The organism is Acinetobacter sp. R933-2, from assembly GCF_030325485.1.
Lineage (GTDB): Bacteria > Pseudomonadota > Gammaproteobacteria > Pseudomonadales > Moraxellaceae > Acinetobacter > Acinetobacter sichuanensis.
Genome location: NZ_JACAIJ010000001.1, coordinates 346,767 through 365,948, shown reverse-complemented (window position 1 = coordinate 365,948; position 19,182 = coordinate 346,767). Strand labels below are relative to the sequence as shown.

Annotated in this window: 19 protein-coding genes; 16 read left to right on the top strand and 3 right to left on the bottom strand. The window is 39.1% G+C overall.

Annotation, left to right across the window (positions count from 1 at the left end):
- Positions 1 to 211 precede the first annotated feature (211 nt).
- From rsmH to HX005_RS01775, 14 genes are all read left to right on the top strand, one after another.
- Positions 212 to 1,138 (top strand): 16S rRNA (cytosine(1402)-N(4))-methyltransferase RsmH, encoded by a 927-nt coding sequence (rsmH, locus tag HX005_RS01840; RefSeq protein WP_107007169.1) that lies wholly within the window; start codon positions 212 to 214, stop codon positions 1,136 to 1,138.
- A complete protein-coding gene (gene ftsL, locus HX005_RS01835; protein WP_286376096.1) occupies positions 1,135 to 1,467 on the top strand; it encodes a cell division protein FtsL in 333 nt (110 codons plus the stop codon). Before rsmH ends, ftsL begins: the two co-directional genes overlap by 4 nt.
- A gap of 10 nt (positions 1,468 to 1,477) precedes the next feature.
- Positions 1,478 to 3,313, top strand: coding sequence for a penicillin-binding protein PBP3 (gene ftsI / locus HX005_RS01830; protein ID WP_107007167.1), 1,836 nt, complete (start codon positions 1,478 to 1,480; stop codon positions 3,311 to 3,313).
- A 4-nt stretch (positions 3,314 to 3,317) separates the two neighbouring features.
- Positions 3,318 to 4,808 (top strand): UDP-N-acetylmuramoyl-L-alanyl-D-glutamate--2,6-diaminopimelate ligase, encoded by a 1,491-nt coding sequence (locus HX005_RS01825; protein ID WP_286376095.1) that lies wholly within the window; start codon positions 3,318 to 3,320, stop codon positions 4,806 to 4,808.
- A gap of 8 nt (positions 4,809 to 4,816) precedes the next feature.
- Entirely contained in the window at positions 4,817 to 6,226 is a 1,410-nt protein-coding gene (locus HX005_RS01820) for a UDP-N-acetylmuramoyl-tripeptide--D-alanyl-D-alanine ligase (protein WP_107007165.1), read from the top strand.
- Positions 6,226 to 7,344, top strand: coding sequence for a phospho-N-acetylmuramoyl-pentapeptide-transferase (mraY, locus tag HX005_RS01815; RefSeq protein WP_107007164.1), 1,119 nt, complete (start codon positions 6,226 to 6,228; stop codon positions 7,342 to 7,344). Before HX005_RS01820 ends, mraY begins: the two co-directional genes overlap by 1 nt.
- Positions 7,345 to 7,397: 53 nt before the next feature.
- The gene (locus HX005_RS01810) at positions 7,398 to 8,231 is read left to right on the top strand and encodes a putative RNA methyltransferase (protein WP_286376094.1); all 834 of its coding nucleotides are present in this window, start codon (positions 7,398 to 7,400) and stop codon (positions 8,229 to 8,231) included.
- Positions 8,232 to 8,489: 258 nt separating this feature from the next.
- On the top strand, positions 8,490 to 8,969 hold the full coding sequence (locus HX005_RS01805; RefSeq protein ID WP_286376093.1) for a YchJ family protein: 480 nt from the start codon (positions 8,490 to 8,492) through the stop codon (positions 8,967 to 8,969).
- 60 nt (positions 8,970 to 9,029) lie between these two features.
- Positions 9,030 to 9,677, top strand: coding sequence for a trimeric intracellular cation channel family protein (locus tag HX005_RS01800; protein WP_107007161.1), 648 nt, complete (start codon positions 9,030 to 9,032; stop codon positions 9,675 to 9,677).
- 318 nt (positions 9,678 to 9,995) lie between these two features.
- The gene (gene niaP / locus HX005_RS01795) at positions 9,996 to 11,315 is read left to right on the top strand and encodes a niacin transporter NiaP (RefSeq protein ID WP_286376092.1); all 1,320 of its coding nucleotides are present in this window, start codon (positions 9,996 to 9,998) and stop codon (positions 11,313 to 11,315) included.
- Positions 11,316 to 11,430: 115 nt separating this feature from the next.
- Positions 11,431 to 11,694 carry a type II toxin-antitoxin system Phd/YefM family antitoxin gene (locus HX005_RS01790; protein ID WP_286376091.1) on the top strand — a complete coding sequence of 88 codons (264 nt, stop codon included), beginning with the start codon at positions 11,431 to 11,433 and terminating at the stop codon, positions 11,692 to 11,694.
- Positions 11,678 to 11,941 carry a Txe/YoeB family addiction module toxin gene (locus HX005_RS01785; protein WP_286376090.1) on the top strand — a complete coding sequence of 88 codons (264 nt, stop codon included), beginning with the start codon at positions 11,678 to 11,680 and terminating at the stop codon, positions 11,939 to 11,941. The genes HX005_RS01790 and HX005_RS01785 overlap by 17 nt, the downstream gene beginning before the upstream one ends.
- A 220-nt stretch (positions 11,942 to 12,161) precedes the next feature.
- A complete protein-coding gene (gene parC, locus HX005_RS01780) occupies positions 12,162 to 14,381 on the top strand; it encodes a DNA topoisomerase IV subunit A (RefSeq protein ID WP_286376089.1) in 2,220 nt (739 codons plus the stop codon).
- A 146-nt stretch (positions 14,382 to 14,527) separates the two neighbouring features.
- A complete protein-coding gene (locus HX005_RS01775; protein WP_286376088.1) occupies positions 14,528 to 16,201 on the top strand; it encodes an AMP-binding protein in 1,674 nt (557 codons plus the stop codon).
- 58 nt (positions 16,202 to 16,259) lie between these two features.
- Here the strand turns inward: HX005_RS01775 and HX005_RS01770 are convergent, their stop codons facing one another.
- On the bottom strand, positions 16,260 to 16,652 hold the full coding sequence (locus tag HX005_RS01770; RefSeq protein WP_286376087.1) for a hypothetical protein: 393 nt from the start codon (positions 16,650 to 16,652) through the stop codon (positions 16,260 to 16,262).
- A 105-nt stretch (positions 16,653 to 16,757) separates the two neighbouring features.
- Here HX005_RS01770 and HX005_RS01765 point away from each other — a divergent pair, with 105 nt between their 5' ends.
- Both HX005_RS01765 and ppa read left to right on the top strand, forming a co-directional pair.
- On the top strand, positions 16,758 to 17,156 hold the full coding sequence (locus tag HX005_RS01765) for an MAPEG family protein (protein ID WP_286376086.1): 399 nt from the start codon (positions 16,758 to 16,760) through the stop codon (positions 17,154 to 17,156).
- Between the two features lie 123 nt (positions 17,157 to 17,279).
- The gene (gene ppa / locus HX005_RS01760) at positions 17,280 to 17,807 is read left to right on the top strand and encodes an inorganic diphosphatase (RefSeq protein WP_065993797.1); all 528 of its coding nucleotides are present in this window, start codon (positions 17,280 to 17,282) and stop codon (positions 17,805 to 17,807) included.
- 160 nt (positions 17,808 to 17,967) lie between these two features.
- On the opposite strand, the gene ruvX is transcribed toward ppa, so the two are convergent.
- Both ruvX and HX005_RS01750 read right to left on the bottom strand, forming a co-directional pair.
- Entirely contained in the window at positions 17,968 to 18,411 is a 444-nt protein-coding gene (gene ruvX, locus HX005_RS01755; protein WP_107007154.1) for a Holliday junction resolvase RuvX, read from the bottom strand.
- On the bottom strand, positions 18,404 to 18,958 hold the full coding sequence (locus HX005_RS01750; protein WP_107007153.1) for a YqgE/AlgH family protein: 555 nt from the start codon (positions 18,956 to 18,958) through the stop codon (positions 18,404 to 18,406). The genes ruvX and HX005_RS01750 overlap by 8 nt, the downstream gene beginning before the upstream one ends.
- Between the last annotated feature and the right edge of the window lie 224 nt (positions 18,959 to 19,182).

Here is a 19,182-nt window from a genome sequence, read left to right as displayed (position 1 = left end):
AGAAATAGTGAAAAACAGATAGGCATAGAAGGGTAATCAGCGTGTTAAATTGTATCATTAAGCTGAAATACAGTGAAGCCTAGCTAAAAAATCACTTTAAAACGGTTTTCTCTATAAAAAGTAATATTTCCCTACAAAAAGTCGTTTGGAGCTTTTACAAAACAAGGTAATAATGTGCAGTTACTTTTTTGATTGAATTGAAAGCATAGTTATGTCCCATATTTCTGTATTACTCCATGAAACAGTTGATGCTTTACTCGCAAATCGTAATACGGGGATCTATGTAGATGGGACATTTGGACGAGGTGGACACACCCGTTTATTGCTCTCAAAATTAGATGAAAATGCACGTGTTTATGCCTTTGATAAAGACCCACAAGCTTTAGAAGTTGCATATCAACTTGAAAAAGAAGATCCACGTTTTAAAATTATTCATGCCAGCTTTGCAGATTTACAACAAGAACTGAATCAACTTGATATTTATCAAGTGGATGGTGTTATGGCAGATTTAGGGGTGTCATCGCCACAGTTAGATCAAGCAGATCGTGGCTTTAGTTTTATGAAAGATGGACCCCTAGATATGCGTATGGATAACTCTCAAGGACAAACTGCTGCTGAATGGTTGGTTGACGTTGAGGAAGAGCATTTAGCCAATATTATTTTTCAGTATGGCGAAGAACGTTATAGTCGTCGTATTGCAAGAGCAATTAAAAATGCAGGTTATATTGAAACAACAGGACAATTGGCTGAAATTGTAAAAGTTGCTCATCCAAAGTGGGAAAAAAATAAACACGCTGCAACACGTACTTTTCAGGCGATTCGTATTGAAATCAATAAAGAATTAGAAGATGTACATTTATTCTTACCCCAAGCGGTAGATTTGTTAAAAGATCATGCACGTTTAGCCGTGATTAGTTTTCATTCTTTAGAAGATCGAATTATTAAGCAATTTATTCAAAAAGAATCAACATTAGCAGAAGATAATGGCTGGGGTTTACCACAAAAAGTGCAAGATACACGTAGATTGAAAAAGGTTGACCGAATTCGTGCAAGTGATGCAGAGGTGAAAGAAAATCCTCGTTCACGTAGTGCTTGGCTTCGAGTTGCAGAACGCTTAGAACATAAAGGCGCAGAATGAAAGAAGAAATTGTAGAAGAGCAAAGCCATCGACTTGCAGTTAAAAAAACGATTCTATACACAATTTTAGTGATTGCTGTATTAGTGAGTGCATTTATGGTTGTACTGCAAGTATTTGCTTATCGTCATGATTTTCGTGAATTGAATGGTTATATGCGTGAAAGGGAAACGATTAATACAGAGTGGGGACGTTTGTTGATTGAACAACAAACCTTTGGTGCAACAGCACAAATTGGTACACGTGCAGTGACTCAACTTAGAATGTATTCTCCTCCTGCTGCGCAAACCGTCGTGATTTCATTACCGTCCGAAACTGAGCAGAAGAAATAGGCAAGCTGTTATGGTAGATAAGCAAAGCAAGCAAACACGTCAGCCGAGAAAAAAACAGCAGTCTATTTCAGCTAAGCCTTCTGTTGCTGTAGACATGTGGCGTTATTATTTGATGTGGGCTGTGGTCTTACTGTGTTTTATTATGTTGGTTGGTCGAGCTTTTTATGTGCAAGTCATTAATAAAGACTTTTTACAAAATAAAGCGAATGCCAATATTTTAAGAACAGAAAAGTTGAAGGCGATGCGTGGCGTGATCAGTGATCGTCATGGTGTGCCTTTAGCAATTAGTACACCAATTATGAAAGTGGTGATTGATCCACGTGAGTATTTTGAGACTAAAGCGCAGTTTGAAAAAGTCACAGAAGAACTGAAAAAAACACCTGAAAGCCGTAAATTAAAACGTCAATTACCTGATGAAAATTTAAATTTAGATGAACTTGCTGATGCAGTCGGCATTGATCGTGCTGATTTAAAGAAAAAATTGGCAGAGCGTCCGCGTTCTCGTTATTTGGTATTAAAAAAAGAAGTTCCACCACCTCAAGCTGACTTAATTACTGAGCGTAAATTTGCTGGCGTTTATTCGGAAAAAACCTATAAGCGTTATTATCCACAACCTCAACCGAATGCGCAGATTATTGGACTGACCAATAGTGAAGGTACGGGTATTGAGGGGCTAGAAATGCAGCTTAATACGCGTCTGGCAGGTGAAGATGGTGAACAAAAGATTTCCCGTGATAAACATGGTAATCGTATTACGATTCCTGAAGTGGTCAAAGAAGTTAACCCAGGTGAAAATATCACGCTGAGTATTGACTCGCGTTTACAATATATTATGTATCGTGAATTGACAGCCGTTGGTGTAGCCAATAATGCACGTTCAGCTTCTGCAATAGCAGTCGATGTAAAAACAGGTGAAATCTTAGCGATGGGCAGTTGGCCATCTTATAATCCAAATGATAAAAATGGATTAAAAAACAAAGATGCTATGCGTAACCGTGGTGCAATTGATATGTTTGAACCAGGTTCAACCATGAAGCCATTTACAGTTGCAGCAGGTTTGGAAAGTGGCAAATACACACCAAATTCTATTGTTAATACCAGTCCGGGTTCAATGCGTTTAGGTTCACATACCATTCGTGATACGCATAACTATGGTTCACTGACAGTAACAGGGGTGATTATTAAGTCATCTAACGTAGGGTCAGCAAAAATTGCATTATCTTTACCGAAAGAAGCATTACCAAGTTTCTTTAGAAAGGTCGGTTTTGGTCAGCGCTCAGCAGTAAAATTCCCTGGTGAAAGTGGTGGTTTAGTATTACCGCCAAGTAAATTAAACTCTTCACAAATTGGAACTATGGCTTATGGCTATGGTCTAAATGCAACAATTTTACAGTTGGCACAAGGTTATGCCATGTTGGCAAATCATGGTGTTGAATATCCATTGAGTTTATATAAGTTGGATGATCAACCTCAAGGTAAACAGGTGCTTGAGCCAAAAATCGCTGATGATGTGTTGTTAATGTTAGAGCAAGTCACCATGCCTGGTGGTACAGCAAAACAAGCCAATATTCCAGGTTATCGTGTTGGCGGTAAAACAGGAACAGCACATAAATTACGTCCTGATCATCGTGGTTATTCAAATACGGAATACCGTGCTTTATTTGCAGGGGTTGCACCAATTAGCGACCCACGTTTAGCAATTATTGTCGTCGTAGAAAACCCACGTGGGCAATATTATGGTGGTCTTGTTGCAGCCCCTGTTTTTGCAAAAATTATGCAAGAGTCTTTGCGTTTATTGAACGTGCCTCTTGATAAACCTTTAGATTCTGTAAATCCATCCAAATAGGTGAATGATGATTCATTTCCAAGACATTAATGATGTTGAAAACCCAAAAGCTTGGATGTCTGAGCCTTTTCATGGATTTAGTCTAGACAGCCGTGAGATTCAGCAAGGGCAAATTTTCATTGCTTTAACCAGTTATTCTCAGCCTGAAAAAACGCTCCAATTTGCACAGTCTGCTTTACAAAATGGTGCTTTGGCGGTGATCAGTGAGACTGATCTGGGTATTGAAAATGCATGGATTTGTCCTGATGTACGTCAGCGTATGGGGCAGTGGCAAAAACAGTATTTACAAGCAACGCAGCCTGTACAAGCAGCGCATATTTTAGCTGTGACTGGAACCAATGGTAAAACCACAATTTCTCGTTTGGTTGCAGAATTGTTGATGTTGCAAGGCAAAAAGTGTGCCGTGATGGGAACGACAGGCAACGGCATTTTACCGAATCTTGAGGCATCTTCACACACCACACTCGATGCATTGCAAATGCAAAATTCGTTGCATCAATTTGCAAAAAATGGTGCAGAATTTGTGTCTTTGGAAGCCAGTTCACATGGTTTGGAGCAAGGGCGTTTAAATGGTTGTGAGATTGAAATTGCTGCATATAGCAATTTGAGTCGTGATCATCTTGATTATCATGGAACGCTTGAGGCTTATGCTGAAGCCAAGTCATTATTGTTTAAGTTCGCTACTTTAAAAGTGGCTGTCATCAATATGGATGATGCGCATGCAGATGTGATGCTCAATGCAGCAAGCAGTAATTTATCACATCCTAAAGTATTGACTTATTCTACTTCTAAAGCTGCCGATTATCAGGTTTTTGGTATTAAGTACAGTCTGGAAGGGGCATCTTTTCATTTAAAGACAAGCAAAGGCGAATTTACAGTGCATAGTCCTTTGCTTGGACATTTTAATATTGAAAATCTGGTTGCTAGTCTGATTGTGGCAGAGCAGGCAGGTTTTGATCTGAAACAGTTGATTGCAGATGTACCCAAGCTCAAAGGTGCGCCTGGACGTATGCAGGTAATTCGTGATGCAGATCGTTTGTTTGTGGTGGATTATGCACATACACCTGATGCGCTGACACAGGTGTTAAAGACACTGAAACGTCATGTTGAAAATCAGTTATGGGCAGTGTTTGGTTGTGGCGGCGATCGTGATCGTGGCAAGCGTCCATTGATGACCAAAGCTGCTTTGGAACAAGCCAATCCGATCATCATCACATCAGATAATCCGCGTACTGAAGATCCTGAACAAATTTTTGCAGATATGAAACGTGATGTTGACTTTAGTCAGCATGATGTTCATGAAATCCGTGATCGTCGTGAAGCGATTAAATATGCGGTAAAACATGCCCAATCAGGCGACATTGTTGTGATTGCAGGAAAAGGGCATGAAGATTATCAGGAAATTGATGGCGTACGTCATTGGTTTGATGATGTCATTGAAGTGCAGTCTGCAGTAGATATGCACCGCCATAAAACAAATTCTCCAGTTCAGTAGGAATAGAGATGCACACCTCGACCACCAGTACTGTACCTTTAGAGCCATGGTCAGCAGCTGAGCTTGCTGAAGCGACTCAAGGTTATTGGTATTTAGACAAAGCACCCCAAGGTGAAATAAAACGTATTTTGACAGATTCGCGTGATGCCGAATCAGGTGATGCATTTCTTGCGCTTAAAGGTGAGCGTTTTGATGCACACAACTTTGTGGCACAAGTAGCACAAAATGGTTGTCAGGTTGCCATTGTCAGCCAACCTGTCGAAGCCAATATTTGTCAGCTTGTGGTTACAGATACACGCTTGGCTTTGGGGCATTTAGGTGCATTTCGTCGTGCTCAGCACACACAGTTGAAAGTGATTGCATTAACGGGCAGTAGTGGTAAAACCACCACCAAAGAAATGTTGGGCAGTATTCTTTCACGTCTGGCACCGACCTTAATTACCCGTGGTAATTTGAATAATGATCTGGGTGTGCCGATGATGCTTTTAGAGCTTCGTGCTGAGCATCAGTATGCTGTGATGGAACTCGGTGCAAGCCATCAAGGTGAAATTGATTATACCTCGAAGCTTGTGCAACCACATGTTGCAGGTATTTTAAATATTGGTACTGCACATTTGGGCGAGTTTGGCGGTCGTGATGGTATTTGCCGTGCCAAGTCTGAAATTTATGCCCATATAGATTTAGCAGGCACTTCAATTGTTCCTGCGCAGGATGACTTTAGCGATCACATTCGCCAAGCTGTAAAAACTGAACAGGTGCTTAGCTTTGGTCAGGGCGGTGAAGTTTTTGCAACTGATGTGCAATTACATGCTCAAGCAGCCACATTTACACTCAACACACCTCAAGGCACACGAACAGTGAATCTGCCGTTTGCAGGTGAGCATAATGTACACAATGCCGAGGCTGCGACTGCTTTTGCTTTGGCAATTGGTGTAGCTTTGGATGATATTGTTATCGGACTTGAGCAAGCACAAGGTGCAAAAGGTCGGCTAAATTTCATTCAGAAAGACAATTACTTGTTTATTGATGACACTTATAATGCTAACCCGACTTCAATGCGTGCTGCGGCTGAGGTCTTGGCACAGCAAGATGGCATCAAAGTCATGGTGATTGGAGATATTGGAGAATTAGGGGCTACGGCTGCACAACAACATTATATGTTGGGTCGTGACCTTGTTTCGGTTAAAGGAATTAACTTTGTGGTTGCAGTGGGTGAGTTTTCACCTGCAATCCAAGAGGGTGCACGTAGCACGCAATATGGTAAAAAATTGCAGGCGTTTTTAACGCAAGCGCAAGCATTACCCCTTTTAATGAGTTTAATTGAGACACATCAACCGCAGTCCATGAGTTTCCTGTTTAAAGGTTCTCGTTTTACCCACATGGAAACGTTGATGACTGACTTGATGGAGAAAGTTTAATGCTGTTTTGGTTGTTTCAACATTTGGCAGGCTATGAGAATGCCTTTCAAGTGGTTCGGTATTTGTCATTACGTGCCTTGCTTAGTGTCTTAACTGCACTTGCAATTGGTTGGGCTTTAGGTCCTGTGATGATCCGTAAACTACAAGCTTTAAAATATGGTCAAGCAGTCAGTTCTTTTGCACCAGAAAATCATGCGAAGAAAATGGGTACACCTACAATGGGGGGGATTTTAATCCTATTGTCCATTGGGATTAGTACTTTACTTTGGGCAGATTTATCCAATCCTTATGTCTGGATTGTCTTGGCAGTCATGGTGATTTTTGGTGCTGTGGGTTGGGCAGATGACTGGATCAAAGTGCGTTATAAAGACAATGCTGGTCTACCTGCAAAGAAAAAGTTTTTCTGGACATCGGTAGGTTCATTAGGTGCAGGTATTGCTTTATATATCATTTCAACGCAACAGGAAAATCCTGTACATGCAGCGAATATGTTGGATTTACTGATTCCATTCTTTAAAAACCTCAGCATTCCTTTATCATCAATTCCACTAGGTATTGGCTTCATTATTTTCACTTATTTAGTGATTAATGGTGGATCAAATGCAGTCAACCTAACCGATGGTTTAGATGGGTTAGCGATCATGCCGATCGTACTGGTTGCGGCAGGTTTGGGTGTGTTTGCTTACTTGGCAGGTGATATTCGTTTTGCCAATTATTTACATATTCCTTATGTAAAATATACCTCAGAACTTGTGATTATCTGTGCGGCAATGATTGGTGCGGGTTTGGCTTTCCTTTGGTATAACGCACATCCTGCACAGGTGTTTATGGGTGATGTTGGCGCATTATCACTCGGTGCGATGCTTGGTACAATTGCAGTCATGGTTCGCCAAGAAATCGTATTTGCGATCATGGGCGGTGTATTTGTCGTAGAAGCAATTTCGGTATTCCTACAAATTGGTTCATTACGTATGCGTAATAAACGTGTGTTTTTAATGGCACCTTTGCATCACCATTATGAGAAAAAAGGCTGGCGTGAAACCCAAGTCGTGATCCGTTTCTGGATTATTACAATTATGCTGGTAGTTTTAGGTCTAATGACTTTAAAATTGCGTTAAGCAAAAGTTGTTGAAGAGAGTCGGCATCTGCCGACTTTTTTTATAGCTTTAAAATGAGTTTGGAGAAGGTTTTGAAACAAATCAGGAATGTGTTGATGTGTCCCGTGTGCCGTGAAGCACTCAGCTTAACTGAACGCACATGGCGCTGTATAAATAATCATAGCTATGATGTTGCTAAACAAGGCTATGTCAATTTGCATGTGGTTCAGCATAAACACAGCAAAAATCCGGGCGATACACCTGAGTCTGTTCAAGCCCGTCGTGCATTTTTAAGTGGTGGTTTTTATGCACCACTACAACAAAGTGTCGTAAATAAGATCCGTGCTTTACGTATTGAAAACTTACTCGATATCGGTTGTGGTGAAGGCTATTACACCGATGCGATGCAACAGGAAGTCATGCAATGTGTGGGTGTGGACATTGCCAAAAATGCAGTTCAAGTTGCAGCTAAACTCAATAAAGAAGTGGATTGGGTCGTCGGTACTGGCGCAACTTTGCCTGTATTAGATCATTCAATCGACCTATGTACCAGTTTGTTTAGCCCAATTCCACAAGAAGAAATTTTGCGTGTATTAAAACCTGAAGGCTATTTAATGGTGGTGACACCTGCACCAAATCATTTATATGCAATGCGTGAAGCGTTGTTTGATGAAGTAAATGCCCATGATCCGCATAAGTTTGTGGAACAGTTACAAGCACATTTCACTTTGGTTGAGCAACCGATTGTAGAATCTACATTTGAGTTGGATCAGACACAATTGAAAAATTTAATTGCAATGACGCCTTATGCCTATAAAGCCAAGTCTGAAAAACGCCAAGCGCTTGAGCAGCTTGAAAAGATCAGTCTAACTGCAAGTTTTCAGGTGTATTTATTTCAGAAAAATTGATGTGATTTTTAAAATGTCTTAACAGCATTGACTCGAAAATGACAATCATCAGGTGCTTAAGTCGTTATTATTGATTGAATCGCGGATCGATGCTTAAGTACCTAAAAATAATAACAAGATACATCACATAAATACATTTCTAATGGTGGCTGTTATTCCTGCCAAGTAGGGCGTAATAATTTATATGAAGACTTTGATAAATCATCTAAAAAAGTATTAGGTTTTGATAAAATCATCGAAAATTATTTTGGATTTTCTATGCCCAACCTCCCTTGCCCTTGCGGTTCACCATGCTATAGCGAATGCTGTCAGCCTTTACATCTAGGACAGAAAAAAGCCGAAAGTGCAGAACAACTCATGCGTTCACGCTATAGTGCATTTGCAATGCAAGAGATTGATTACATCGTCAAAACGACTGCATTGGGGCAACAACAAGCTTTAGATGTCAACGCTATTGCAGAGTGGAGCAAAGCTAATCTGTGGTTAAAATTGGACGTGGTGCAAGCCAAAGAAAAACTGGCTAAAAACCATGCCCAAGTTGAGTTTAAAGCACATTATGCAGATGCCAATGATCAAGCTCACAAAGAGCAAATTCACCATGAAGTTTCACATTTTGTAAAACATGATGGTGCTTGGTATTTCCTTGATCCAACCACAGATCAGCAGATCACCATGAAACAGCCATGTATTTGTGGTTCAGCTAAAAAATTTAAGCAATGTTGCGCTGAATTTTTATAACTTTTCATGCAATTTACCTTAGAATAGCGCGCATCGATAACCCTCAGTGGAAGAAGGGCAATGTTGCTGTTAGTCATCTATATTATTGCAATCACGGCTGAAGCTATGACAGGTGCACTGTCGGCAGGTCGACGTAGTATGGACTGGTTTGGTGTGGTGCTGATCGCCTGCGTAACCGCTTTGGGTGGGGGTTCAGTACGTGATGTACTGTTAGGACACTATCCATTGACATGGGTCAAGCATCCTGAATATTTGGTGCTGACCTGTTGTGCAGCCTTTGTCACGATTCTGATCGCCAAATGGATGAAACATTTACATTCCATTTTCCTTTTATTGGATGCTTTGGGACTGATTGGCTTTACCATTATTGGCTGTCAAATCGCTTTAGATATGGGACATGGCTTTGTGGTGTCTGCGGTTGCAGGCGTGTTGACAGGCGTTTCGGGCGGTATTTTGCGTGATATTTTGTGTAATGACGTACCGTTAGTGTTCCGCCGCGAACTCTATGCCTCGATTTCTTTTGTTGCAGTGATCTTTTATTGGTTCTGTATGGATGTCGGTTTGTCATTGGAAGTGACTGTGATTTCGACTTTGGTTTTTGGTTTTTCACTACGCTGTATTGCGATTTATTTTGGTTTGGAAATGCCGAAATTTATCTATAAAGATGATGATGAACAGTCTGCGTCTTCCAAAGATGAAACTGTTTAAAAGCTTTAATTTTTTTAAATAAGTTTTTGAATTAGATGTTTTTGGGTTGTGATTTCCAGACAATGTTTGATTTGTTTTGGAAGTTCCCTCTCTTTTTAAAGGAGAGAGCAAGGGAGAGGTTTTTTGAATGATTTTCCTCAACCTTTTGCGGAGCATACTCCTCACCGTAAAGGGACAAGGAATTCCTTTTTTCAAAATAAATATTGTTCTAAAATGGTCAATGAATAAAAGATTTCCAATGAATACAATTATAAATCCTGTTGTGAAAGCAGTATCTCCAACGTTCACCGACACAGATCATTCATGTAGAGCACTCTTATGGATTTAGTTTCACGCGTACAACGCCTACCGATTGGAAAATTTCACTATACCTTGCTGTGGGTCATCGGACTCGGTTGGATGTTCGATGCTATGGATACAGGACTAATCTCGTTTATCCTGACCAAAATGGCAGAAGAGTGGCAAATGACACCGTCTGAAAAAGGCTGGGTGGTGTCGATTGGTTTCGTTGGTATGGCGATTGGTGCTGTATTTTCAGGTGGTTTAGCAGATCGGATCGGGCGTCGGACCGTATTTGCCATTACTTTAGTGACCTATAGTATTGCTACGGCATTATGTGCATTTGCACCAAATCTGACATGGTTATTGGTGTTTCGCTTTATCGTTGGGCTTGGTTTGGGTGGGCAATTGCCTGTTGCTGTGACTTTGGTTAGTGAATACATTCCTGCACAAGTACGTGGTCGTTTCATTGTTTTACTTGAAAGTTTTTGGGGCTTAGGTTGGCTCGTTGCTGCACTGATTTCCTATTTTGTGATTCCTGATTATGGTTGGCATATTGCATTTTTGATCGGTGGTTTGCCTGCAATTTATGTGTTTATGATTTTGAAAAAAGTCCCTGAATCTGTACCGTATTTGATCAATCGTGGACGAATCGAAGAAGCACATGCTTTAGTACAAAAGCTTGAACGTCAATGTGGTGTTGAAGTAATTGAAACCATTGAAGTAAAACCTGTTGCAGAAAAACAAAATATTTCATTTTCACAGCTTTGGTCAAATCCTTTTGCTAAACGCACCCTAATGTTGTGGCTGATTTGGTTTGGTATTGTATTTTCCTACTATGGCATTTTTACATGGCTACCAAGTTTATTGGTCAAACAAGGCTATAGCATCGTTCAGTCATTTGAATATGTGTTGGGTATGATTTTGGCACAACTGCCGGGTTATGTGGCGGCTGCTTGGTTGGTGGAAAAGTTAGGACGTAAAGCGACATTAGCAGGTTTTATTGGCATGTGTGCTGTGTCGGCTTATTTTTTTGGACAAGCCACTTCGGTCAGTATGATTATGCTGTGGGGTTGTTTGATGTCTTTCTTTAATTTGGGGGCTTGGGGTGTTTTATATACTTACACACCTGAGCAATATCCAACCAATATTCGTGCATTTGGTTCAGGATGGGCATCTGCGATTGGACGCATTGGAGGTATTGTTGCGCCTTTAGTCGTCACGCATATGATGGTGGCAACGAATGGTTTTAGCGCTGTCTTTATGATGTTTACTGCTGTGCTTTTAGGTGTGGCTGCGGTGATTTTGGTTTTGGGTGAAGAAACCAAAGGCAAGACTTTGGAAGAGATGGGGTTGTGATGCTTTAACTGTATTTTATGTACAGAATATTGTACATTATATTTATTCATCTATACTTAGATGGTTGAGCAAAGCTGTATTTATTGTTGTGTCAGTAACTTAGGTAGGTATTCAAATGCAAGTATTTACATATACCGATGCACGTAACAATCTAAAAACTGTTTTAGATAAAGTAATTGATGATGCTGATGTTGCTGTAATTACCCGTAAAGAAGGACAACATGCTGTTGTGATGGGACAAGACTATTACAATAGTTTAATGGAAACATTACATCTTATGTCTTCACCAAGTAATGCAGCGCATTTAGCACAGTCTATTGCGGAATTACGGGCATCTAAAGCCATTGAAAGAGAGCTTTTGGATGAGCAGGACGATTAATTTTACACCTTCAGCTTGGGCTGATTATGTGTATTGGCAGAGCCAAGATAAAAAGACATTGAAAAGAATAAATAGCTTAATTAAAGAATGTTTACGTGAGCCATTTGAAGGGATTGGAAAGCCTGAACCATTACTTGGTGATTTATCTGGATTATGGAGTAGACGAATTGATGAAAAGAATAGATTGGTTTATGAAATTACCGATCGTGCAATAACAGTCGTTTCTTGTCGCTATCATTATGAATAGCTGTAAAGCTCTTAAACGCTAAGAGCTTTTTCATTTTATAAAAATAATCAGTTGCTCATTTTCCTAAAAGTGGATAATTTTACAACGCTGGAATTATAAGAAGACGCAAATTGTCGCAGAGTTACAAGACTGCCCCTTGTGTCGTCTCAGTATGCGACTTAGCATAAGAACATAGAGTTATAAATTTTTAGAACGCATTTATTTAGGATTAAAGGTTGTTATGACAAGCCTTGCGCATCATGCGACAGAAAACCGTTCCGTAGCAGAATTTACCGAACAAGCTTACCTTAACTATGCGATGTACGTGATTATGGATCGTGCATTGCCACATATCAGTGATGGTCTAAAACCCGTACAGCGTCGTATTGTCTATGCGATGAGTGAATTGGGTTTAAAACCAAGTGGTAAGCCGAAAAAATCGGCACGTACCGTCGGCGATGTATTGGGTAAATACCATCCACATGGTGACTATGCTTGTTATGAAGCGATGGTGTTGATGGCACAACCCTTCAGTTATCGCTACCCATTTATTGAAGGTCAGGGCAATTGGGGTTCTCCTGACGATCCTAAGTCATTCGCAGCAATGCGTTATACTGAAGCGAAACTCTCACAGTACAGTGATTTATTACTGTCTGAATTGGGTCAAGGCACGTGTGACTGGCAAGATAACTTTGATGGTTCGATGAAAGAACCTGTCACTTTACCTGCACGTGTACCCAATATTTTGTTGAATGGTACGACAGGTATTGCAGTGGGAATGGCAACGGACATTCCACCGCATAACTTACGTGAAGTGGTTAAAGGCACGATTGCCTTAATTCGTAATCCAAATTTAACCGATGAAAAAGTCGCAGAATACATTCCTGCACCTGATTTACCGACCAAAGCAGAAATTATTACCCCACCTGAAGAATTGTTGAAAATACAAACCACAGGGCGTGGTAGTTACCGTATGCGTGCCATTTATACGGTAGAAAAAAATGAAATTGTGATCACTGAATTGCCTTATCAGGTTTCAGGTTCAAAAGTCATTACCCAGATTGCAGACCAAATGCAGGCGAAAAAATTGCCTTTTGTCAGTGATTTACGTGATGAGTCAGATCATAGAAATCCAACCCGTTTAGTGATTGTATTACGTTCCAATCGAATTGATGCTGAAGCGGTGATGAGTCATCTATTTGCAACGACTGATTTAGAGTCAAGCTATCGTGTCAATATGAACATGATCGGTGCAGATGCTCGTCCGCAAGTTAAATCTATTCGTAAAATTTTATTGGAATGGATTGAAATTCGTAAACAAACGGTCACACGCCGTCTGCAATATCATCTCAACAAGATTGAAAAGCGTTTACACATTCTTGGTGGTTTGATTATTGCCTTCCTTAATATTGATGAAGTGATTCAAATTATTCGTGAAGAAGATCAGCCTAAATCTGAGTTGATGTCACGTTTTAATATTGATGAAATCCAAGCAGAAGCGATTTTAGAACTCAAGTTACGTCATTTGGCAAAACTTGAAGAAATGGAAATGCGTCGTGAGCAAGAAGAACTTGAAGCGAAAGCAGCGGTGATTCGTGAGCAATTGGCAAATCCAGAATCTTTAAAATCTCTAATCATTTCTGAACTCAAAGACGATGCGAAAAAGTTTGGTGATGATCGCCGTTCTCCAGTGGTACAACGCTCAGATGCCCATGCCATTAGTGAACAAGATTTAATGCCAGCAGAACCTGTAACCGTTATTTTGTCAGAAGCAGGTTGGATTCGTTCAGCTAAAGGGCACGACATCGATGTAGAAAAGTTGAATTTCCGTGCAGGGGATCAGTACTTAAGTTCAGCGCAAGGTAAATCTAATCAAAAAGCCTATATTTTAGATGAAACGGGGCGCAGCTATGCCTTAGCAATTAATAGCTTACCTTCGGCACGTGGTTTTGGTGAACCTTTGAGTTCAAAACTTGCACCTGCCAATGGTGTTGGTTTTATTCAAATTTTAGTTGAGGAAGATGAAAAAGAAATTATTGCTATAAGTTCAAATGGTTATGGTTTTAAAACACAAGCAAAACAATTAGATACCAATGCTAAAGCAGGTAAATCCTTCCTAAATGTTGCTGAAAATGCTCAAGCAATGCCGTTGATAGTGATTGAAAATCATACGCATTTAGCTATACTCAGCTCAGCTGGGCGTGTACTTCTTATTGATTTGTCAGAATTGCCAATATTAAATAAAGGTAAAGGAAATAAGTTGATACAACTTGAAGCTGATGATCAGATTCAAAGTCTACTTACTTTTAATTTAGATGATACAATTCAATTGCTTGCGGGGCAGAAGCAATTAAAAATAAAAGGTGAAGATTTACAGAAGTACATCGGCAAGCGTGCGTCGAAGGGGCAACTCTTACCACGTGGATATCAAAAAGCAAATAGACTGTTCATTCAAAGATAAAACTAGCATCCATTGATCGAAATACGTTATATATGAAAGGTGTTCGTGAAAATGGATGCAATATTAAGCACAACAAGCCAAAAAACTATGCTTAATGTTGAAAAAAACAGCTTAAAACTAAGGATTACTAATTGGAGAATATGGCAATGGAAAAGATTTGGTACGCAGAATATCAAAAAACAGGCATTCCTGAGACTGTAGAATTGCCACAGGAAAATACATCGCTTATTGATATTTTTGAGCGTAATTTCCAAAAATTTGGTTCACGAGATGCATTTATCTTTATGGATAAAGCCTTATCTTTTAGTGAATTAGAACTTGCTAGTCGCAAATTTGCCACATATCTTCAAAGTTTAGGTTTGGCAAAAGGCAGTCGTGTTGCTGTGATGATGCCAAACGTACTACAGTATCCTGTGGTTGCATTAGGTGTGTTCAGAGCTGGCTTGGTTTTAGTGAACGTTAACCCACTTTATACTGCACGTGAGCTTGAGCATCAACTCAATGATGCAAGTGTTGAAGCGTTAGTGATCATTGAAAATTTTGCGACTGTTTACCAAGCAATTATTGGTAAAACACCTGTTAAGCATGTCATTGTCGCGTCTGTAGGTGATATGTTAGGAACACTCAAAGGTACATTGGTTAATTTTGTACTGCGTTCTGTTCGTAAACAAATTCCTGCTTGGAATATTCCAGGTCACATTAAATTTAATGCGGCTATGTCAAAAGTGAGTGCAAATAACTATAAGCGTCCAACGATGACATTAAGTGATACAGCCGTTCTACAATATACAGGTGGAACAACGGGTGTATCTAAAGGTGCAGAATTAACACATCGTAATCTTGTAGCGAACTTATTACAAAGTGATGCTATTTTCCAAAGTAAATTTGGTAAAGGTGACGGTGCTAAAGACGATCGTATTTTCTGTGCTTTACCGCTCTATCATATCTTTGCATTCATGGTGTGTGCTCTTTATGGTATGTATAAAGGTCAAGCCAATATTCTAATTCCTAATCCGCGTGATTTGCCTGCGGTCATGAAAGAATTACGCAAATATCAACCGACATTCTTCCCTGCTGTAAATACTTTGTTTAATGCTTTAGTACATAATGAAGAATTTAAACAACTTGACCATAGCAAACTTAAAATGGCAATGGGTGGTGGTATGGCAGTATTACCATCTACAGCAGAAGCATGGAAAAAAATTACCAATACCATCATTATTGAAGGTTATGGTTTATCTGAGACGTCGCCTGTTGCAACTGCAAATCCACCAGCAACTAAAGAATTTAGCGGCACAATTGGTATTCCATTGCCATTAACGGATGTTGCAATCTTAGATGATGATGGCAATCATTTGGCTCAAGGTGAGCAAGGTGAAATTTCGATTCGTGGTCCACAGGTGATGAAGGGTTATTGGAACCGTCCTGACGAAACTGCAAAAGTGATGACTGCTGATGGTTATTTCCGTACAGGTGATATTGGGATCATGAATGAGCGTGGTTACTTTAAAATTGTAGATCGTAAAAAAGATATGATTTTAGTTTCAGGCTTTAACGTTTATCCATCTGAAATTGAAGAAGTGATTGCACAGCATCCAAAAGTATTGGAAGTTGCTGCAATTGGTGTTGCTGATGAAAAATCAGGTGAAGTACCTAAGCTTTTTGTAGTGAAAAAAGATCCATCTTTAACCACTGAAGAAGTTTTAGCATATGCAAAAGAAAACTTAACAGGTTATAAGCGTCCTCGTTATGTTGAGTTTATGGATGAATTACCAAAATCAAACGTAGGTAAAATCTTACGTAAAGATTTGCGTAAATAATCTAAATTTGAATAAAAAAGCGCCAAAACGGCGCTTTTTTATTTAGAAAAAGTCTGTTTTAACTTTTTCCCTGACTTTTTAAATACCATTGGTCAATATAGGGACGGCTATAACCCACAATAGCGGTAAAGGTAAGCATCGTACCCATTTGTCGACCAATTGCAGAAGGCGGTAAACCTGCATATGTAAAATAAATATCAATTAAACAATAAATAGCAACGATAAATAGCCAGAGATACAGATTCATTCGAGCAATGCCGACCGCATAAAATGCGATGAGCAAAATAATAAATGTACCTAAAGTCGATTGCCAATTAAAATTTGCACAAATAACACAGAGTAAAAATGCGGCAATCGGTAATACAATTTTTAAAACACGATCAATATGTTGGAGTTGTTGCTTCTGTTGCTCTAATACATTTAATAGATCTTGTTGATCTGAAGGTTTCATGTTTTCTCCATTACACAATTTTTGCAAAACTCTATATTTCTTGAAAATTATAACAACATTGCCGTGCTATGATGTCTAACTTAGAAATTTCATGAGAATAAATTCATGTCTGGGATAGATGGCATCATATATCTAATTTTAATTGCCTGTTTATTGCCTTATGTATTTACCATTATTGCCAAAGTTGCGGGTGGTTTTAGCATGAGAGATAACCAAGCTCCACGTGAATTTTTAGCAAAAACAACAGGCTTGGCTGCACGTGCAAATGCTGCACAGCAAAATAGTTTTGAAAGCTTACCTTTATTTATTGCTGCGATTTTGATGGCAGAATATATGGTTGTACCGCAGTATTTTACGATGATGATGGGTAGTGCTTATATAGTATTAAGAATTATCTATGCGATTTGCTATTTACTCAATTTAGCAACATTACGTTCAATTATCTGGTTTTTATCAATGGCATGCCCAATTATTTTGTTGATCACGATTATTCGAATGCTCTAATAAAATTTACAATGAGCAGCATATCCAATTTTATGCTGCAAATTGTATAATGGCTCCCTGTTCGCTAAATTAGCGTTATAATCGACCAGATTTTTTATTGGTTTTCACTAAAAAGAGTATCCTATGAGCTATAGCAATATCCCAGCAGGCAAAGATGCACCTAACGACATCTATGTAATTATTGAAATTCCTGCAAATGCATCTCCAATCAAATACGAAGTAGATAAAGATTCTGATGCGTTGTTCGTAGACCGTTTTATGGGTACTGCAATGTTCTACCCTGCAAACTATGGCTATGTGCCAAACACATTGTCTGAAGATGGTGACCCATTAGATGTATTGGTTGTAACACCACATCCTTTAGTACATGGTTCTGTCATTCGTTGCCGCCCAGTTGGTAAATTGAACATGGAAGATGACGGTGGTATCGATGCTAAACTGGTTGCAGTTCCGCATGAAAAATTAACACCGCTTTATAAAGATGTTCAAGAATATACAGATCTTCCACCATTGTTGATCAACCAAATTGAACATTTCTTCCAACACTACAAAGATTTAGAGCCTGGTAAATGGGTTAAATTGACAGGTTGGGAAGGTTCTGAAGTTGCTAAAGCTGAAGTATTGAAGTCAATCGAAGCTGCTAAAAAATAATTTGAATTATTGATGATTCAAATACATTGGGCGATTAAATTAATCGCCCAATTTTTTTATGAAAAATCTTAAAATTTAATAAAATGAAGATAAAAAGACTCAATCAGCTTATAAAATTTTCATTTGATAAATCGGTAAAATAAATAAAAATACTGAAAAATTAAGGCGTAAGACCTTCAGGATGACGATACCAACTTTCAATAAATAAAGCCGCAGCAACACTATCAGCAGCCAGTTTTTTTGCACGACCTTGGGTTTGATAATGTTCTAATTCATCTCGTGCTTCACGTGTGGTCAAACGTTCATCGACCATGAGGGTTTCGATATTGGTTTGATGACGCAAGCGACGCGCAAACTTACGTGCACGTGCAGATAATTCTGATTCAGAATCATCCATATTTAAAGGCAAACCCACTAAAAATAAATTGGGTTGATGTTGTTTCACAATCTTTAAAAGCTCATCCCAATTGGGAATACCATCTTTCATTGCAAATAAACTGAGTGGGGTAGCACTCTCAATCAATGAGGAGCCTACAGCCATCCCCATTTTTTGAGTACCAAAATCAAAAGCAAGAATTAGTTGTGGTTGGGATAAATCAGGCATGTCCAATCTCAGAAGATAACCAAGTACGATCGATTCCTATTTTACGGTATGCGGCATCCCAACGCTCGTCATAGGGTAAATTAAAAATCAAATCCATATCTGAATCACAAATGAGCCAATCACCACGAGAGATTTCATTCTCTAATTGATTTTTCTCCCAACTGGCGTAGCCCAAGGCAATTTGATAACGTCCAACGCCTTCATTATGTGCAATTGCATCCAAAATATCTTTACTTGTGGTAATACAAATATTTTCACCTACCGCAATAGAAGAATGCCACGTCGGCTGACCTGTATGTAAAACAAAGCCTGCTTCAGGTCGTAAAGGTCCACCTTGTAAAACTTCATGTGGATGAACATGATCTGCTTCAATTTCTAAATCACTAAGTAACTCTTTAATTTGTAAACCTGTTGGACGGTTAATGATCAAGCCTTGTGCGCCATCTTCATCATGTCTAGCCAGATAAATGACTGTATTCGAAAAAAAATGATCAGCCAAGTCAGGTGGCGCAATCAGACAACGATGTTTTAAGTATTGTTTAGTCACTGAAAAAGCCGCTCCTTATTTCTCAATTTTTAAATTAAATTACTTTAAAATACCATAACTTATTTATGTTGTAATAGGTCAATCTTTCATGCTAAAGCAGTATATTTTTACAGTTTTAAGTCAAGAATGGTACATTTTGGTTAAGGTTGCGTTTAAAATATAAACAAATGACAATATTTTAAATGTACATGATTTATGCTGTATTTTGCATCTTATCTTAATAA

Coding starts and splice junctions, on each gene's coding strand:
- HX005_RS01825 (WP_286376095.1), top strand. CDS start 3,318: ATGATGATTCATTTCCAAGACATTAATGATGTTGAAAACCCAAAAGCT.
- HX005_RS01810 (WP_286376094.1), top strand. CDS start 7,398: ATGAGTTTGGAGAAGGTTTTGAAACAAATCAGGAATGTGTTGATGTGT.
- HX005_RS01800 (WP_107007161.1), top strand. CDS start 9,030: ATGTTGCTGTTAGTCATCTATATTATTGCAATCACGGCTGAAGCTATG.
- HX005_RS01770 (WP_286376087.1), bottom strand. CDS start 16,652: ATGAAACCTTCAGATCAACAAGATCTATTAAATGTATTAGAGCAACAG.
- parC (WP_286376089.1), top strand. CDS start 12,162: ATGACAAGCCTTGCGCATCATGCGACAGAAAACCGTTCCGTAGCAGAA.
- ruvX (WP_107007154.1), bottom strand. CDS start 18,411: ATGCCTGATTTATCCCAACCACAACTAATTCTTGCTTTTGATTTTGGT.
- ftsI (WP_107007167.1), top strand. CDS start 1,478: ATGGTAGATAAGCAAAGCAAGCAAACACGTCAGCCGAGAAAAAAACAG.
- HX005_RS01785 (WP_286376090.1), top strand. CDS start 11,678: ATGAGCAGGACGATTAATTTTACACCTTCAGCTTGGGCTGATTATGTG.
- ftsL (WP_286376096.1), top strand. CDS start 1,135: ATGAAAGAAGAAATTGTAGAAGAGCAAAGCCATCGACTTGCAGTTAAA.
- rsmH (WP_107007169.1), top strand. CDS start 212: ATGTCCCATATTTCTGTATTACTCCATGAAACAGTTGATGCTTTACTC.
- HX005_RS01775 (WP_286376088.1), top strand. CDS start 14,528: ATGGAAAAGATTTGGTACGCAGAATATCAAAAAACAGGCATTCCTGAG.
- HX005_RS01790 (WP_286376091.1), top strand. CDS start 11,431: ATGCAAGTATTTACATATACCGATGCACGTAACAATCTAAAAACTGTT.
- niaP (WP_286376092.1), top strand. CDS start 9,996: ATGGATTTAGTTTCACGCGTACAACGCCTACCGATTGGAAAATTTCAC.
- ppa (WP_065993797.1), top strand. CDS start 17,280: ATGAGCTATAGCAATATCCCAGCAGGCAAAGATGCACCTAACGACATC.
- HX005_RS01820 (WP_107007165.1), top strand. CDS start 4,817: ATGCACACCTCGACCACCAGTACTGTACCTTTAGAGCCATGGTCAGCA.
- HX005_RS01765 (WP_286376086.1), top strand. CDS start 16,758: ATGTCTGGGATAGATGGCATCATATATCTAATTTTAATTGCCTGTTTA.
- mraY (WP_107007164.1), top strand. CDS start 6,226: ATGCTGTTTTGGTTGTTTCAACATTTGGCAGGCTATGAGAATGCCTTT.
- HX005_RS01805 (WP_286376093.1), top strand. CDS start 8,490: ATGCCCAACCTCCCTTGCCCTTGCGGTTCACCATGCTATAGCGAATGC.